18 protein-coding genes are annotated in these 16,474 nt (G+C 38.9%); 1 reads left to right on the forward strand and 17 read right to left on the reverse strand.

Going from position 1 to position 16,474, the window contains the following annotated elements:
- Positions 1 to 173: 173 nt before the first annotated feature.
- Complete coding sequence (ampC, locus tag AC4IFT_RS15380) at positions 174 to 1,313, reverse strand: class C beta-lactamase (RefSeq protein WP_490737728.1); 1,140 nt, start codon at positions 1,311 to 1,313, stop codon at positions 174 to 176.
- A 192-nt stretch (positions 1,314 to 1,505) separates the two neighbouring features.
- Here ampC and AC4IFT_RS15385 point away from each other — a divergent pair, with 192 nt between their 5' ends.
- Entirely contained in the window at positions 1,506 to 2,387 is an 882-nt protein-coding gene (locus tag AC4IFT_RS15385) for a LysR substrate-binding domain-containing protein (protein ID WP_490751759.1), read from the forward strand.
- Between the two features lie 63 nt (positions 2,388 to 2,450).
- On the opposite strand, the gene AC4IFT_RS15390 is transcribed toward AC4IFT_RS15385, so the two are convergent.
- The 16 genes from AC4IFT_RS15390 to AC4IFT_RS15465 form a co-directional block, all read right to left on the reverse strand.
- The gene (locus AC4IFT_RS15390) at positions 2,451 to 2,738 is read right to left on the reverse strand and encodes a helix-turn-helix domain-containing protein (protein ID WP_219245374.1); all 288 of its coding nucleotides are present in this window, start codon (positions 2,736 to 2,738) and stop codon (positions 2,451 to 2,453) included.
- A 48-nt stretch (positions 2,739 to 2,786) separates the two neighbouring features.
- On the reverse strand, positions 2,787 to 3,035 hold the full coding sequence (locus tag AC4IFT_RS15395; protein ID WP_490737723.1) for a helix-turn-helix domain-containing protein: 249 nt from the start codon (positions 3,033 to 3,035) through the stop codon (positions 2,787 to 2,789).
- Positions 3,036 to 3,305: 270 nt separating this feature from the next.
- Complete coding sequence (locus AC4IFT_RS15400; protein WP_490737721.1) at positions 3,306 to 4,301, reverse strand: fimbrial protein; 996 nt, start codon at positions 4,299 to 4,301, stop codon at positions 3,306 to 3,308.
- Positions 4,302 to 4,303: 2 nt separating this feature from the next.
- Positions 4,304 to 4,573 carry a helix-turn-helix domain-containing protein gene (locus AC4IFT_RS15405; RefSeq protein WP_490737719.1) on the reverse strand — a complete coding sequence of 90 codons (270 nt, stop codon included), beginning with the start codon at positions 4,571 to 4,573 and terminating at the stop codon, positions 4,304 to 4,306.
- A gap of 48 nt (positions 4,574 to 4,621) precedes the next feature.
- Complete coding sequence (locus AC4IFT_RS15410) at positions 4,622 to 5,119, reverse strand: fimbrial protein (RefSeq protein WP_490737717.1); 498 nt, start codon at positions 5,117 to 5,119, stop codon at positions 4,622 to 4,624.
- Between the two features lie 16 nt (positions 5,120 to 5,135).
- Complete coding sequence (locus AC4IFT_RS15415) at positions 5,136 to 5,654, reverse strand: fimbrial protein (protein WP_490751761.1); 519 nt, start codon at positions 5,652 to 5,654, stop codon at positions 5,136 to 5,138.
- A gap of 10 nt (positions 5,655 to 5,664) precedes the next feature.
- Positions 5,665 to 6,645 (reverse strand): fimbrial protein, encoded by a 981-nt coding sequence (locus AC4IFT_RS15420; RefSeq protein ID WP_490751763.1) that lies wholly within the window; start codon positions 6,643 to 6,645, stop codon positions 5,665 to 5,667.
- A gap of 14 nt (positions 6,646 to 6,659) precedes the next feature.
- Positions 6,660 to 9,182 (reverse strand): fimbria/pilus outer membrane usher protein, encoded by a 2,523-nt coding sequence (locus AC4IFT_RS15425; RefSeq protein WP_490751765.1) that lies wholly within the window; start codon positions 9,180 to 9,182, stop codon positions 6,660 to 6,662.
- Between the two features lie 25 nt (positions 9,183 to 9,207).
- Positions 9,208 to 9,876: a fimbrial biogenesis chaperone gene (locus AC4IFT_RS15430; protein WP_490751766.1), complete on the reverse strand. Its 669-nt coding sequence runs from the start codon at positions 9,874 to 9,876 to the stop codon at positions 9,208 to 9,210.
- A 57-nt stretch (positions 9,877 to 9,933) separates the two neighbouring features.
- Complete coding sequence (locus tag AC4IFT_RS15435; protein ID WP_490751768.1) at positions 9,934 to 10,458, reverse strand: fimbrial protein; 525 nt, start codon at positions 10,456 to 10,458, stop codon at positions 9,934 to 9,936.
- Positions 10,459 to 11,025: 567 nt separating this feature from the next.
- Positions 11,026 to 11,346 (reverse strand): helix-turn-helix domain-containing protein, encoded by a 321-nt coding sequence (locus AC4IFT_RS15440; RefSeq protein ID WP_490737785.1) that lies wholly within the window; start codon positions 11,344 to 11,346, stop codon positions 11,026 to 11,028.
- A 55-nt stretch (positions 11,347 to 11,401) separates the two neighbouring features.
- The gene (locus tag AC4IFT_RS15445; RefSeq protein ID WP_490737783.1) at positions 11,402 to 11,668 is read right to left on the reverse strand and encodes a helix-turn-helix domain-containing protein; all 267 of its coding nucleotides are present in this window, start codon (positions 11,666 to 11,668) and stop codon (positions 11,402 to 11,404) included.
- 195 nt (positions 11,669 to 11,863) lie between these two features.
- A complete protein-coding gene (locus AC4IFT_RS15450; RefSeq protein WP_490751770.1) occupies positions 11,864 to 12,361 on the reverse strand; it encodes a fimbrial protein in 498 nt (165 codons plus the stop codon).
- Between the two features lie 16 nt (positions 12,362 to 12,377).
- Entirely contained in the window at positions 12,378 to 12,896 is a 519-nt protein-coding gene (locus tag AC4IFT_RS15455; protein ID WP_490751772.1) for a fimbrial protein, read from the reverse strand.
- A 9-nt stretch (positions 12,897 to 12,905) separates the two neighbouring features.
- Positions 12,906 to 13,949, reverse strand: coding sequence for a fimbrial protein (locus AC4IFT_RS15460; protein WP_490751774.1), 1,044 nt, complete (start codon positions 13,947 to 13,949; stop codon positions 12,906 to 12,908).
- Complete coding sequence (locus AC4IFT_RS15465; RefSeq protein ID WP_490751776.1) at positions 13,946 to 16,468, reverse strand: fimbria/pilus outer membrane usher protein; 2,523 nt, start codon at positions 16,466 to 16,468, stop codon at positions 13,946 to 13,948. Before AC4IFT_RS15465 ends, AC4IFT_RS15460 begins: the two co-directional genes overlap by 4 nt.
- Between the last annotated feature and the right edge of the window lie 6 nt (positions 16,469 to 16,474).

The raw sequence follows: 16,474 nt of genomic DNA on the forward strand, positions 1-16,474 counted from the left end.
TATCCTCATTTTGCCGCCTAGCCACAGCGCGAATGATTTAGAAAATTAAATGGTTGTTATCCTTCATGCGGTGGGGGGTTGGCTGTACTCGGCTACTTGGGTCACATATTTATGTATGCTTCCCATTGCCGCCTAGCCACCACTTGAACTATTCAGGTAATTGAATTACCGCATCAATTCTGGTTATCAATCTTTTCAATTAGCTGATAAACGGCATTAATGCGGTCAGGGATCGGATACCATTTATTGGCAAGGAGCACCACCGCGACTTGCTCTTCAGGGATAAATACCGCGTAAGTGGCAAAGCCATTGGTTGAGCCCGTTTTATTATAAAAAGCACGGGTTTCTGGTGGTAATGCGGGCTGAATAGCGTCCACTTTTTGTGGCTGTAATGCCATCTCATCGCGGTTGCCTTGCTGTAATTGCGAAAGCGATACTGGCCATGGGTAGCTTTCCCACATCATATCTTGTACAAATGAATCGGTTAAATATAACCCAGTATGGGTATCTTCCACCGCTTCTTGCCACGATTTTGCCACTTTTACCGTTTGCATATTAATTTCAAGAAAACGAATTAAATCCTTCGCGTTTGATTTTAAACCATAAGCTTGCGCATCTAAAATTTGCGGAGTGACTCGTACAGGTTGGTCTTTTTTATTGTAGCCTTGTGCATAATTTTTTTGCTGGTTCTTTGGCACATGAATATACGTGTGCTTGAGGCCAAGGGAAGGCAGCATCAATTTTTCCATGGCTTGTTCGAAAGGCATTTTTAACTGTTTTGCTGTCACAATACCTAATAAACCGGTCCCTAAATTAGAGTATGAACGAAACTGGCCAATCGCTTTTTCAGGGATCCAATTTTGGTAATAATGGGTTAATTCCGTTAAATTTGTAATTGTATCAGGAACAAACAAGGATAAACCTGATGTATGGGTTGCAAGGTTCATTACCGTAATATGGTCAAATGCAGAGCCTTTTAATTCAGGCAGATAGTGGCTTACTTTTTGTGAAAAATCTAATTTACCCTGTACTTGTGCATAAGCAGCCAAAGTCGCGGTGAAGGTTTTAGACAAAGAGCCAATTTCAAATAGTGTATTATCGTTGACAGGTTCTTGGTTTTGTTTGGATTGTACGCCATAGTGGTAAATATAGCGTTTGCCCTCCATAGAGATAGCAACGGACATCCCCGGAATACCTTGTTGTTTCATCAACGGTTTAATGATGCTATCGACATCCTGTTGGCTTAATGCGTTCGCTGAAAGAGTTGTAAAAGCCAAACTAAGAGCGACAAAAATCCGCCCCTGACGAAGAATATTTTTCATAGAGTTGTCCAATTAAGTAAAAGTTTAAGTTATTGCTAACCGATTTTGAAAAGTACTTCTGTGTGACGGATAACTGCCGTAATATCACAATTACCCCGCTCAAGTAGTTATTGAGCAAGAGTATGCGTGTTTTAAATTACTTTTTAAAACGATATAAAATTCGATGAGCTAAAAGAAAATCTTATGTCAGGAAATTATCGTCATCGCCTTCCACTGAATGCACTTCGCGCATTTGAAGCGTCTGCGCGGCATTTAAGTTTTACGCGAGCGGGGCTGGAATTGAATGTGACCCAAGCTGCGGTGAGCCAGCAAGTTCGCTTGTTAGAAGAGCAATTAGGTTTGGAATTATTTATTCGCTTATCACGAGGCTTAGCGCTGACAGATGAGGGCTTGGCACTTTTACCCGTATTGAGCCGTTCTTTTGATCAAATTGAGTCATTGCTAACGCAATTTGAAGATGGCCATTACCATGAAGTGCTGAGTATTTCGGTGGTAGGTACCTTTGCTGTCGGCTGGTTGTTACCCCGTTTAAGCAAGTTTTCTAACTTATATCCCTATATTGATTTGCGTATTATGACCCACAATAACGTGGTCAATTTGGCGGCAGAGGGTGTTGATTTTGCCATCCGCTTTGGGGAAGGCTTATGGCCATTAGTGGAAAATACACCTTTATTTTCGACTTCCCATACAGTGCTATGCACAGAAAAAGTCGCTGTCAATTTAGCATCACCACTGGATTTAAAAGATCACAATTTACTGCGCTCTTATCGTAAAGATGAGTGGGAAAAGTGGTTTCTTACTGCACAAGTCGAGCCATGGCGAGTGAAAGGGCCCGTGTTTGACTCCTCGCGCTTAATGGTTGAGGCTGCAATATTAACGGATAGTGTTGCATTAGTGCCAAGCTGTATGTTTGAGCACGAAATTAGCGCGGGAACACTGGTACAACCTTTTGATATTGGGGTCACATTGGGCGGTTATTGGCTAAGCCGTTTAAAGTCAAAGCCGATGACTTCAGCAATGAATATTTTCCAGCAATGGATATTAGAAGAGGCTCAACATTGTTAAGCCAGTACAATGATGTAGCTGGCTTAGGCGGGGTTATTTTGCAGTTTATCTGAATGCCATGCTTTAAAACACAAGCGTTTCGGCCTCATAGAAACTTTTTTTGTCATGAATAACGTTATTGGCATGATGTAATGGGTTATAGTCAGAGAAAAAGTAAGCAGGGTCAATATCGAATATTTGGCAAAGTTGGAATAGCGTATCAACATGGATATTTACTTCCCCATTTTCATAGCGAGATTGATGTTGTTGGCTAATACCTAACAAAGCACTGAGCTCTTTGCCACTCATGCCGTAACTTTCCCTTAATGACCTAATTTTTACACCTACTGATGTGGATATTTTTTTGCTCATAATGTGCCTTAATAAAGAGTTAATTAATATTCTGTTGGATGTTTTTACTTATTCCAATTCCGTTAATTCTTTTATATCTTTATTAGAAATTAAATCATAAAAGTTAATTTCAAAGTAATTAACATATTGTTCCAATCGATCTAAATTAATACGATTGATTCCCCGTTCGTATCTTGATTGTTGTTGTTCGCTAATTCCAAAATCATTAGCCATTTTAGATAATGGAATACCTTTCATTTTTCGATAATAAGTTATTTTACGACCGACTAATTTTGATGCAGGGTAATTTTTCTGCATAGTAAACTCCTTTTATATCGATAAGACTATTAAAAAATGACTAGTTTGACATAAAAAAGAATTTTAAATAAAATTGGTTTTTATATTAATTTATTACTCTAACAAAGAGTAATTGGTATTAGAATAGGCTTTCATTATTAAAATTCAAAAAAAACTAACTTGATATTAAAATTTAACTTAATTAATTCCAATTTGAAACATAATGCTCACTATTTGAATCATATAAAAAATTTTTATTAATAATCAAATAGAGATTGAGCATAATTTCGATTATTCATATATGATGTTTATAGTCGCTGTGCTATTCGCCGTGCCTGGTGTTATTTTATTTGCAGTTTTAACATAGCGTGCTTTCCAATTGAAGTTATAATCGCCATTTGCAACATTGTTTTGTAACGTGAATTTTGAATTAAGTTTTATCGGATTACTATTTTTGTCTAATAACTGGATTGCCACACCTGTTGCTTGGCCTTGACCAGATAGCTTTATTTTCCCAGTGTTGGTATCAACATACCCAGCACTACTTGAGACAGTGACTTTTAGATTTGTACCCGCAGCACAACTTAGCGTGACAGGGATGTTGTAGCTGTTGCTAAAACTACCAATGCTGGAAAACTGTGTATCATGCCACGTCCCTAAGTTAACATTGTAACTGTTGGCTTTTGTCGAACACCGTAATACATTAATTTTTATTGCGTTTGCCGGAATATTTAACGATGTGAGATTCCAAGTACTGTTATGTGGCGCTGGATTTCGCTGTGTTAATCTACCAACAAGCCCTGATTTTAAGCTACCTGCTTGCGTGACTTGCCCTGTTTTTTTGATAGTAATCGTCCAATATGGATTAGGGAGGCTCCAAGCGGCTGGGTTGTCTGCAGTGGGTGGCCCATAGCGTGTATTTAAGAGGCCGATTTCTGTTGCTTTCACTTGAATACTGATGCCAGGTATATTACTGGCGGCAATTTTATTCCCATTTGGTACCCAACCATTGAGATAATCAGCATATAAATAGGCATTCCCGCATTTACCATTACTCGTTGGGCCAGAAAATGTATTGACTCGTGAGCTCTTAAAATTGACTTGAATAGTCGCTAAATCGCGAGCTCCTGTATCATCATATTGGAGTGAATATGTTCTTGCTGGCACATTAACCACAACATTGTTTAAATTAGGGTTTTGAATACAAGCAGCATTCGCGTAACCTGCATTTAATAATATTAATGTAGGCAGTATTTTATAGTTAAATATTCTTTTTTTGATTTTCATTGCTATTTATACATTAATGAGTAAGTTTCAGTTATTTTCATTTTTTCTTCATTTGAAAAATCAAAGAAATTAATGAGTTCTGTTTCGAAAAAATTTGCATATTGGTTTAATCTATCCAGATTAATTCGATTAACACCTCTTTCATAACGGGACTGCTGCTGTTCGCTAACGCCAATTATTTTGGCAAGTTCATGCAGGGACATGCCTTTCATTTTTCGATAATAAGTTATTTTATTTCCAATAATTCTAGATACTGGATAATATTCAGGCATTTATCACCTCTACTTTGGAATATAACAACGTATTATTCATTAACGTTGTTAATTGTAAGTGAAATTAAATTCTAAATGACTTCGAAAAGATCCTGGCTCCATACCACTGCCATAACCAGCTACACGAGCGGAAAAAGGAAATTCCACACTGCGAGTTTGGCTGTTCACAGGAATAGTGATTTTTTCACCATTTTTAAGGGTGTTTTTACTGGTGCCACCAGCCAAATTTAAAGCAACATTTTTTGCCGTGCCATTATTAATAAAATAGTCAGGAGTGGTGGTATCTGGCGTGCCAGATAACGTCATCACTGCTTCTTTCGTTGCCACAGGGCAGTTTTTTAATTTCACTGAAAAATCGACCCAAGGGGATTTCTGGCTATCACGAATATTCCAGATATTAATTTTTTTCAGGTCAATCACATAGTTTGTGGTTTCTAATTCACACGGCATTGCCGTGACATATCCATGAACATTAATATTGATTTGCTGGTCGGCTGCAAACAAGGGGCTAGATACCAGCAATAATGAAAGCATCATTTTTTTCATGATTTTCTTCCTTTACTTATAAGTAGGTAATCGTGGCGGTAATATTGGCTAAAATTGACCCCGGAACCACATTGCCCACAGCACTGTAAGCACGGGTACGTAATGGGATTGCAATATCAGGTTGTCCATTTAGCGGTACCTGCAATACTTTTAAATTACCTAAGGGCGTTACACCGTTATTACTTTGTAATTGCACAGCAACATTTTTTGCGGTACCTAAGTTTTTATATAAACTACTGGTGGTATCCCCTGTTTCAGCAGTGCCAGTAAAGGTCAGTTTGATTTGGTTTACAAATGACGAGCAGTTATTTAAATTAATATTAAAGCTTTTCCAAGCAGAACCTGTTTGAGGATTATTAAATGTATCTACAGGTAATTGCTTTAAATCAATATCAATATTATTACCGCCAGAAATATTACAGGTAGCGGCTTTAATATTACCGGTGAAATTAACAGTAATATTCGTACCTGCAAAAGAGGATAAATGCACGGTAAGTAAGTTTATCGATAAAATAGTGAGTAATATTTTTTTCATACAATTATTCCTACTCATAGCGAATATTAATAGTGGCAGTGCCATTTGCAGGGCCTGGAGTGATTTTATCGGTAGTTTTAATATACCGCGCTTTCCAGCCGAAAATATAATCGCCTGCGGCGACATTATCCCTGATGGTTCGTTTACTGTTTAAAGGGATAGGGTTTTTATTGGTATCGACAATCTGTATAGCAACCCCTGTGGCTTTATCTGCTCCCCCTGACAAGGCTAATTGGCCTTGTGCTGCATTAATGGTACCGCTGGTTGCATTGATGGTTGCTTTAATATTGGTGCCTGCCAGACAGGTTAAAGTAATGGGGATATCGACTTCTGTACTGGTGCTACCAACTGTAGGGAATTGAGTATCATACCAATCACCTAAGTTAATTGTCGGAACAGGGCTTTTTAATGAGCAGCTTAATACATTTATACGAATGGCATTAGCAGGCATGTTTAGAGTTGTTAAATACCATGTACCTGATACTCCACTATTAGTTTGGGTTAGCTGTGCAATGCTTCCTGAGCGAATTGTACCCGAGCTAGTCACTTGCCCAGTTTTTTTGATTGTAATATGCCAAACAGTATCATAGATAATCCAACCTAACTGCCCTGAACCTTGAGGTCCAAACTGGCGATTAAAATCTCCACCAATACCCCCTGTTGCAACTGTAATGCCAATTCCGGGTATATTTGAAGGTGCGATATAATTATTAGGCGTCCAACTATTGATAAAATTTCCTTGTAAATAGGAATTACCACAACTGGTATTTTCACCATAAGTATTTGTGGATGAAGCGGATAAGTAACGTACATTGAACGAACCAAGATCTCTCGCTGCAGTATCATCATATTGAAGGTTATAGGTTGCAGATGGAACATTAGCCTGTATATTTCTGAAATTAGGATTTTGCGTACAAGCCGCACTCGCATACCCTGAATATAAATATACACAGCTAGCCGCTAATATTGATTGATAAAGTAATTTTCTCATAACCTATTTCCTTATTATCGGCAAACTGCAGTGGTTTTATATAAACCCATATAATCTGAAATACCGGCTAAGTTATAATTCACTTGGCATTGTTGTTTCTCATTATATTGAATAATAAAGTTGCCACTTTCCGCTAAACCGGATAAATACACTTCACCGTCATTGCCGACTAAGCTATTTAATTGGTTGTTATCGTTAAAGATGGCTTGCGCCCCAAATGGCACTGGCTTACCGTTTGCAAAGGTTAGCGCTATAATCGCACGGTAACCAACATTCGCCGCAAAGCTGGCTTTCACTAAGGCACCACGGCTCGGTGCGACAGTTTGGCTGGTTAACTCCATTTCGGTATTGTCGGGTAACGCTGAGGTATCAATATCCACGGTATTTTTACGGTAAGCCGTCACGTACGGCACTAACGCATAACCTTGGTTATTCGTCACCACGCCCGCTTGGTTCATAATCGGTACATCCCCTGCATTCGGGATTTCCACAATAGCGGCGGTCTCACCCAACTGCTGCCCTAATACTAACCCGTTCGAGTGTGCGACTAAGCTGCCGTTTACCCCATAATACAGGTTATAGTTATCTTTGCTGTAACCCGAACCACCAGAAACTTCACCGTATTGCCCTTTATAGGAGGCATTCAAGTTACCTGTTGTTCCCGTTTCTTGGTTGGTAAAGCCTTGTTGCATACTCCAATTCAAACGATTGTTAAGCTGAGATGCAGAAACGCCCATGCTGCCTGTGCTAGAGTCACGGCTGCTATGATTGCTGACAAAGTTGATGTACGCCGTGTCATCAAACAAGCTAAACGGAATATTGACTGAGAACGTGAATAAGTGGTCTTCATCACTCTGGTTTTTCGTTCCCGTAGTGTATGAATAGCTGCTGGTGTTTTTGTTATAGGTATAGTTCAGCCCATAGCTGATCCCTTGCCAGCTATTGTTATAACCCAGCGTAGCAGACTGTGTTTTTCGATCGCTGTTCCAATAATCTTCGTTGACGTACCCCGCTGAAATTGACCCGTAAGTATCCCCCAGATTTTGGCTCAAGGTAATTTCACCACGATTACGACGGCGTTCGATTTCAGGTACATAGTTGGTATCACGGAAGGTATCGAATACTTCCGATAAGCTGTAAAACCCTTCTGTGGAATAGCGATAACCTGCTAAGGCTATATTGGTACCGATATCATTTAGGTTTTTGTTATAGCGAAAACGGTAGGATTGCCCGCGTTCTTTGATGTCACTACGCAACTTAGCGTAGGACTGGGTAACGTCAATAGACACCGCACCAAATTGACCTAAGTTTTGCCCCGCACCTACTGAATAGGATTGATAATCTTCGCTTAACTGGCTACCACCGTAGGCAGTCACGCCATGGGGTAAGCCATAAACCACAGTAAATTGACCAAATTTGGTTTTATCTACATTGCTATCATAAGAGCGATATTGCCCCGCGGTAGCACTGTAAGCTAAATACCCTTCGCGTTGTAATACAGGGAGTGACGCAAATGGCACGATTTGTACTTGCTCGCTGCCGTTCGACTCTTTTATCGTCACATGCAAGTCACCGCTGCTTCCTGTTGGGTACAGATCGCTGATTTCAAACGGCCCCGCAGCCACGTCCGTTTGGTAGATGGTATACCCATTTTGGCGAATGGTAACTTGTGCATTGCTGCGTGCTATTCCGCGTACGACGGGGGCATAACCACGTAAACTTTCGGGGTACATATCGTCATCAGTGGCAAGCTGCGCACCACGAAATGGCACGCTATCAAACACTTGTGATGGCGATATACTATCACCAAGAGTTAACTGGCTTTTTAGGCTATTGATCCCTCGGGAAGCATAGGTATAAATCGTGTCCCACTTATTGGATTGCCCGCTGCTATTTGACCATGTGGTGTAGTTACGCAGGCGCCATGCCCCAATATTAATACCTGGGCGTAGGTTCACATAGTTTGATGTGGTATCTTCGCCGCCTTTACGGTCAGTATTTTTCGACCCGCTGTAGCTGTAATTAAGCAGCAGGGCGGTAATGCCATTATCAATATCCGCTAAGTCCACGTAACCCCGTGGGTTTTTCGCCAGTGCGATTTGTGGAATGCTCAGATATAAACGTTGAGAATCAAAATCAAATTCACTTTTTGCATCAGGAATAATGGCTAAATTGACACAGCCATTTTGTGTGTTACTTAATTCAGGGTAATCCGCAATTTTAATATCAAAACTTTTTAAATCGTCCAGTGTTAAACAAGGGGCTAATTTATTGTCACTATTTTTATCGAACTTTAAATTTTTTGCGCCAATTAAATTGGTGTTCACATAAATATCGACATAATAGCTGCCGGCTAATTGTTGGTTATTTTCAAATTGGCTTAAATCTACCGCATCTTTATTGGGCAGCTCTAAAAAGTCGGGGTCAAAATATGTTTTTCCCTCAGCCGTATTATTGTTGGCCGGGTTTTCCGCGTACAAAGGTACCGTATAGCCTAAATAAATGAATAGGCTAAGGCATATTTTATTTATTTTCATGTTCACAACCTACAAAGATATTGGGCTATATTTTTGCTTCAGACGCCTCAGCGGCAGAGCCATAATCATTGATCACTTCCCATTTCACGGTGCCGTGAGCGGCGCTGTCATTGATGTCGAAAGTCGCGCTAGAAAAGGGCGCAGCGTAGGAAACATCATTGGCTTTTTTGCCATTAAATGAGATGCTTTGGAAATTCATAAAATACGGTGTTGGGTTTTTTACCGTTAATTGATTACCCGATTTAGACCATATCAGCTTTTTTTGTTGTTCTTCAAAGTTCACATCTTTAATTGCTGAGGGGCGGTAAATCAATTTCATTTGTGTTTTAAAGGCAATCTGCAACGAGTTTTCTGTGCGTTCGGTGGCAGGAATGGTTTTAATATTCAGCCAAAATAAAGACTCTTTATCTTTGGGTAAGGTATTTGCCGTTAAAAAGATACGCAGTGCATTGGTTTTATCAGCATTTAACCTAAATAATGGCGGTGTAATAGTAAAATCTGATTGTTTTTTCTCGTCGATACCATCAATCCACGATTGAATTAAATAAGGAATTTTATCGGGGTTTTCGACACTAATACTGACATCTTTATTCCCTTCATTATAAATAACGCGAGTACCGCCAATAATCACACCCGCGTTAGCTGTTTGCATAAATAAGAATAAAGACATAAAAAAACAAATTAAGCGTTTCATATTATCACCCAGTAATACAGGAATAAGGTTTAAGTCCGTTTAAACCTTAAAGTCCAATTAGTTATAATTGATTGTGAACGTTGCTGTGCCGTTAGCAGGACCTGTTGTCACAGTGTCAGACTTAGCAATATAACGCGCTCTAAAATCTAAATTATTTTCCACATTTTGCTGTAAAGGATAGTTTTTAGAGGCAGTAAACAGTGGGACAATCGCGTTCACATCATCGGTAATTTGGATACCCACGCCTGTTGCTACACCCGCTTCTTCTTTCAGTTTGATGACGGTGTCATCACCTAAATAGGAGTCTGCATCGAATTTTACTGACGCAGTTGTGACGGTCGCTGGGCAGTTAATTAATTTGATGGTGAATTTAGTGGCAGCAGCAGTGCTTCCTGCGCTTGGTAATGCCGTTTTAGAAACTTTCCCTAAGTTTACTTTTAATGCATCAGAACCCGCGGCTAATTCACATGCTTGATCTGTGATTTCACCAGTAAAATCGATAGTACCGTCAGCGGCCAATGCATTATTAATAGCAAAAATAGATGACGCTGCAATTAACGTTGCGATGATATTCTTTTTCATTCATGACTCTCCAAGGAAGATATTTTATTTGATGTTATTGAGAGCGGGATAAATATCCGCGTACTCAATTGGAGAGTATTTTGTGGTTATTTTTTCAAATAAACAAGTCAACGAATAAATAGTGTTAAATAATGGTTTAATTATATTTTTGGTTTTTTTATAACAGAAAACACATTATGTGTTAGGAAATGAAATTATATTATGAAATCGAATGATTTTATTTTTTCATTAATGATTTACTAAAGTTAAATAAAAATAAAAACCCAGTAATAATTTTAGCGTGATTTTTAAATTTTATTCCTCTCGCATAATGTGATTTTTGGGTTTTTAATCTTAAGTTAAATTTTGGTTTTGTTTGAAAAGCGAGCTAAATAACGAAAATCAATAATTGATATTGTAATATCTGAAATGGTTGCTCAAAATAGTATAGTCTAATTACATTGTTTTTATAAAAACATCTTCGTTATTGCTAAAAATAATTACGGTTATAGAATAAAAAAATCACGATATAGAAGATGTTTATTTTAGTCGTTAATTTTTAGGTTTTAATCATAAAGAGAAATTAACCTATTTGTAGAGGAAGTAGTGCGGTTCAGGCGATAATAATAGCTCTGCTTCAATAAGTTGTTTATTGATGAACTGGCACTTAGGGCTTTGCTCTTCAGGCGGAGGGATAAAATCAGACATGAGCTCTTCTACGCTGACCTCAAAGATTTCAGCAATACGAAATAACGTATCAACATGAATGCGTATTTCCCCCAGTTCATGACGTGATTGGTGCTGTTGGCTGATCCCTAATCGCTGACTTAACTCTTGAATACTCATTTGGTGGTTTTTTCGTAGTAAGCGGATCTTAGTGCCAATAACTTTTGATGTTTTTTTATTCATTAACTGTTCTTACCTGATGTGATTAATTTGTTTGTTGTTCAGACGGAAAATAAGTTTAGAATTTATTAGTAACTATATTTTTTATCTTTTCTTTATCATGTTCACTAAAATGAAAAAATAAAATTATATTGACTTCGAAAAAATCAGAATATTGCTTTAATCTGTCAATCGAAATGCGATTAATACCTTTCTCATAACGTAGTTGCTGTTGTTCACTAATGCCGATTTCTTGAGCAACATTAATTAATGAAAGTCCTTGTTCTTTTCTTAATGTTCTTATTTTATGACCAATGACTTCAGATACAGGATAACAACGAGGCATAATCTAACTCCTGATATATTGGTGCTATTTAGTTATATTTACTTAGTTGGCGTAAATATAAATTTAGGTGTTTATTAATATACAGTAGTGATAATAAATCAATTTAAATATTGATGAATTTATTGATCAGACTACAGATTATATATCTTTAAATGAACATCAAAATTAAATGGATATTAAAACTACGATTAATAATTAATGGTAGATAAAATTAAACTCTAAATGGCTACGAAATGAACCGGGCTCCATACCACTGCCATAACCCGCTACACGAGCAGAAAATGGAAACTCCACACTGCGAGTTTGGCTGTTCACAGGAATAGTGATTTTAGAGCCATCTTTGATAGTGGTTTTATTGGTCCTATCGGTTAAATTTAATGCCACATTTTTTGCTGTACCATTATTAATAAAATAGTCTGGCATAGTGGTATCTGGCGTACCTGATAAGGTCATAATGGCTTCTTTAGTAGCAACAGGGCAGTTTTTTAATTTTACCGAAAAATCCACCCATGGGGATTGTTGGCTATCCCGAATATTCCAGATATTAATTTTTTTCAGGTCAATAACGTAGTTTGTGGTTTCGAGTTCACAAGGCATTGCCGTAACATAACCATGAACATTGATTGAAATTTGTTGGTCGGCGGCAAACAGGGGGCCAGATATCAACAATAATGAAAGCGCGATTTTTTTCACTATCTCTTTCCTTTTCTTATAAATAGGTAATGGTGGCGGTAATATTGGCTAAAATTGACCCCGGAACCACATTGCCCACGGCGCTGTAAGCACGGGTACGCAATGGAATCGCAATATCTGATTGCCCATTAAGTGGTACCTGTAAAACTTTTAAATTGCCTAAGGGCGTTGCCCCATCATCACTTTGTAATTGCACGGCGACATTTTTTGCAGTACCTAAGTTTTTATATAAACTACTGGTGGCATCCCCAGTTTCCGCCGTACCTGTAAAGGTCAGTTTGATTTGGTTCACAAATGCCGAGCAGTTATTTAAGTTAATATTAAACGTATTCCAAGTAGAACCTGTTTGTGCACCATTAAAAACATCAATGGGCAAACGCTTTAAATCAATGTCAATATTGTTACCGCCAGAAATATTACAGGTGGCCGCTTTAATATTGCCGGTGAAATTTAATATGACATTATCTTCAGCGTATGTATAAAAACTCGTGAGTAAACTATTTATTATCAATAAGGTGTTAATTAAATTTTTCATTATTTAATCCTATTCATAACGAATATTAACAGTGGCTGAGGCATTTGCAGAGCCTGGTGTGATCTTATCTGCTGTTTTAATATAACGGGCTTTCCAATTGAAAATATAATCGCCTTCTGAAACTGATTTTGCTTGATTAAATTTTTTATCCAACGTTATTGGGTTATTATTGTTATCGAGTAGCTGTACAGCGATACCTTTTGCACTATTTTCTTCGGTGGCTATGTTAAGCCAGCCTGCTGTCGGAGAGGACGAACCATTGGTACTTTTCACGGTTACATTGATGTTTGTCTCAGGGTTACATTTTAGTGAAATTGGAATATCAACCATATCACTAGTATTCCCAATATTTTTAAATTGAGTATCGTACCAGTCACCTAAATTAATATTGTAAACACTCTGATTTAACGAGCAATTAAGCACATTAATATAGATAGAGTTAGGTTGAATAGTTAGTGTGGTATTTAAATGATAAGCCGCGCCTGCCGCCGCATTACGATTACCTTTTGTGGCAATTAATCCACTATCAATATATCCAGATTTTGTTACCTTACCAGTTTGTGTTAAGGTTAAGGTGAAATATGCTGGAACCCAAGGCATTGAATTATATGTACCATTGATATAGCCCACATAAGGGAAATTAATGGATGAAGAGCATGTTGGGCAATTATTTGCAACAAATCTAACATATTGTGAAACGCCTGATATATTTGTTTTTAAAGGTGATTGAGATGTTTGACCATTTGCATATAGATATTGAAAATAGACATTCCCAATATTACTATTTGTAGTAGAGATATTTTTACATTGGCTATTATAATCTTTACCGTCATTATTTACATACATATCAAGAGGTACGCTTGAAGTTGCTATTATTGTCTTTAAATCACCAGTGAAATTACTGTCGAATGGAACATCAATTTTATTTGTTCCATTAATGTATGCGGCACGAACAGGTTGTCCATTATAACAATCATAGGCATTGGCTTTATTGTTAACAATAAATAACCCTAACGATAATAAAAAAATCTTTATTATGAGTCTCTTTTTCACTGACAAACTCCTTGAGTTTTATATAACCCCATATAATCCGAAATCCCTGCTAAGTTATAATTTACTTGGCATTGTTGTTTCTCGTTATATTGAATAATAAACTGCCCACTTTCCGCTAAGCCGGATAAATACACTTCACCGTCATTACCGACAAGGCTATTTAATTGGTTGTTATTATTAAATATGGCCTGTGCCCCAAATGGCACTGGCTTTCCGTCTGCAAAGGTTAGCGTCATAATCGCGCGGTAACCGACATTCGCTGCAAAGCTGGCTTTGACGAGAGCGCCTCGGCTTGGTGCGACGGTTTGGCTGGTTAACTCCATTTCGGTATTATTGGGTAACGCCGAGGTATCAATATCCACGGTATTTTTACGGTAAGCCGTCACGTATGGCATTAACGCATAACCTTGGTTATTGGTTACCACGCCCGCTTGGTTCATAATTGGCACATCCCCTGCATCAGGGATTTCCACAATAGCCGCAGTCTCACCCAATTGTTGGCCTAACACTAACCCGCCAGAGTGTGCGACGAGGCTGCCATTTACACCGTAATACAGGTTGTAGTTACTTTTGCTGTAACCTGTTCCACCGGATATTTCACCATATCGCCCTTTGTAAGAGGCATTAGCATTCCCCGATCCACCTTGCCCTTGGTTTGCTACACTTTGCTGCATGCCCCAATTTAAGCGGTTATTCAGTTGCGAGGCAGAAACCCCCACGCTGGCCGAACGAGCACCTTCACTGCTGTAATTGCTGTTTAAATTGATATAAGCCGTATCTTCGAAGAAACTGAACGGAATATTGAGTGAAAGCGAGAACTGATGGTCATCTTCACTCTGCTTTTTACTGTTCGCACTGTATGAATAGCTGCTGGTGTTCTTGTTATAGGTATAATTTATGCCGTAACTGATACCCTGCCAGCTATTGTTATAACCCAGTGTTGCGGACTGCGTTTTTCGGTCACTGTTCCAATAGTCTTCACTGATAAAACCCGCGGACACGGAGCCATAGGTATCCCCTAAGTTTTGGCTCAATGTGATTTCCCCACGATTACGGCGGCGCTCAATAGTTGGGGTGTAAGTGTCGTCACGGAAGGTATCGAACACTTCTGATAAGCTGTAAAACCCTTCAGTGGAATAACGGTAACCCGCGAGCGCAATATTGGTGCCGATATCATTCAGATTTTTGTTATAGCGAAAACGATAAGACTGCCCGCGCTTTTTAGTGTCATCGCGCAGCTTCGCTTGGGATTGGGTGACATCAATGGAAATGGCACCTAATACGCCCAAATTCTTTCCTGCCCCGATGGAGTAGGATTGGTAATCGTCACTTAACTGACTGCCGCCAAAAACAGTGGTGCCATGGGGTAAGCCATAAATCAGTGTAAATTGACCAAATTTGGTTTTATCCACGCTTTTATCATATGAGCGGTATTCCCCAGCGGTGGCGCTATAGGCTAAATACCCTTCGCGCTGTAATACAGGGAGTGACGCAAACGGCACAATTTGTACTTGTTCGCTGCCGTTCGACTCTTTTATCGTCACATGCAAGTCACCGCTGCTCCCTGTTGGGTACAGATCGCTGATTTCAAACGGCCCCGCAGCCACGTCCGTTTGGTAGATGGTATACCCATTTTGGCGAATGGTAACTTGTGCATTGCTGCGTGCTATTCCGCGTACGACGGGGGCATAACCACGTAAACTTTCGGGGTACATATCGTCATCAGTGGCGAGCTGTGCCCCACGAAATGGCACGCTGTCAAATACTTGGGATGGCGATGTGCTATCCCCTAAAATCAATTGGCTTTTTAGGCTATTGATCCCTCGGGAAGCATAGGTGTAAATGGTGTCCCATTTATTGGGTTGCCCGCTGCTGTTTGACCATGTGGTGTAGTTGCGCAGGCGCCATGCCCCAATGTTAATACCCGGGCGCAGGTTAACGTAGTTTGACGTCGTGTCGTCACCGCCTTGGCGGTCATGGTTTTTCGACCCGCTGTAGCTGTAATTAAGCAGCAGAGCGGTGATCCCATTGTCGATATCGGCTAAGTCCACGTAACCCCGCGGGTTTTTCGCCAGTGCGATTTGTGGAATGCTTAAATATAAACGTTGAGAGTCAAAATCAAAGTTGCTTTTGGCATCGGGAATAGCAGCCAAATTAACACAGTTATTTTGACTATTATTTAATTCAGGATAATCTGCAACTTTAATATCAAAACTTTTTAAATCGTCCAGTGTTAAACAAGGCGCTAATTTATTGTCGCTATTTTTATCGAACTTTAAATTTTTTGCGCCAATTAAATTGGTGTTCACATAAATATCGACATAATAGCTTCCTGCCAATTGTTGGTTATTTTCAAATTGACTTAAATCCACTGCATCTTTATTTGGCAATTCTAAAAAGTCAGGGTCAAAATACGCGCCTCCTTCTACCGAATTATTACCTGTAGGGTTTTCCGCGTACAAAGGTACTGTATAGCCTAAATAAATGAATAGGCTAAGGCATATTTTATTTATTTTCATGTTTAG

It is taken from the genome of Providencia sp. UF-183 (genome assembly GCF_058246155.1).

Excerpts from the sequence above, each read along its gene's own strand:
- AC4IFT_RS15445 (WP_490737783.1), bottom strand. The coding sequence starts at position 11,668 with ATGCCTCGTTGTTATCCTGTATCTGAAGTCATTGGTCATAAAATAAGA.
- AC4IFT_RS15455 (WP_490751772.1), bottom strand. The coding sequence starts at position 12,896 with ATGAAAAATTTAATTAACACCTTATTGATAATAAATAGTTTACTCACG.
- AC4IFT_RS15395 (WP_490737723.1), bottom strand. The coding sequence starts at position 3,035 with ATGCAGAAAAATTACCCTGCATCAAAATTAGTCGGTCGTAAAATAACT.
- AC4IFT_RS15465 (WP_490751776.1), bottom strand. The coding sequence starts at position 16,468 with ATGAAAATAAATAAAATATGCCTTAGCCTATTCATTTATTTAGGCTAT.
- AC4IFT_RS15430 (WP_490751766.1), bottom strand. The coding sequence starts at position 9,876 with ATGAAACGCTTAATTTGTTTTTTTATGTCTTTATTCTTATTTATGCAA.
- AC4IFT_RS15440 (WP_490737785.1), bottom strand. The coding sequence starts at position 11,346 with ATGAATAAAAAAACATCAAAAGTTATTGGCACTAAGATCCGCTTACTA.
- AC4IFT_RS15385 (WP_490751759.1), top strand. The coding sequence starts at position 1,506 with ATGTCAGGAAATTATCGTCATCGCCTTCCACTGAATGCACTTCGCGCA.
- AC4IFT_RS15390 (WP_219245374.1), bottom strand. The coding sequence starts at position 2,738 with ATGAGCAAAAAAATATCCACATCAGTAGGTGTAAAAATTAGGTCATTA.
- AC4IFT_RS15410 (WP_490737717.1), bottom strand. The coding sequence starts at position 5,119 with ATGAAAAAAATGATGCTTTCATTATTGCTGGTATCTAGCCCCTTGTTT.
- AC4IFT_RS15400 (WP_490737721.1), bottom strand. The coding sequence starts at position 4,301 with ATGAAAATCAAAAAAAGAATATTTAACTATAAAATACTGCCTACATTA.
- AC4IFT_RS15425 (WP_490751765.1), bottom strand. The coding sequence starts at position 9,182 with ATGAAAATAAATAAAATATGCCTTAGCCTATTCATTTATTTAGGCTAT.
- AC4IFT_RS15420 (WP_490751763.1), bottom strand. The coding sequence starts at position 6,645 with ATGAGAAAATTACTTTATCAATCAATATTAGCGGCTAGCTGTGTATAT.
- AC4IFT_RS15405 (WP_490737719.1), bottom strand. The coding sequence starts at position 4,573 with ATGCCTGAATATTATCCAGTATCTAGAATTATTGGAAATAAAATAACT.
- AC4IFT_RS15435 (WP_490751768.1), bottom strand. The coding sequence starts at position 10,458 with ATGAAAAAGAATATCATCGCAACGTTAATTGCAGCGTCATCTATTTTT.
- AC4IFT_RS15415 (WP_490751761.1), bottom strand. The coding sequence starts at position 5,654 with ATGAAAAAAATATTACTCACTATTTTATCGATAAACTTACTTACCGTG.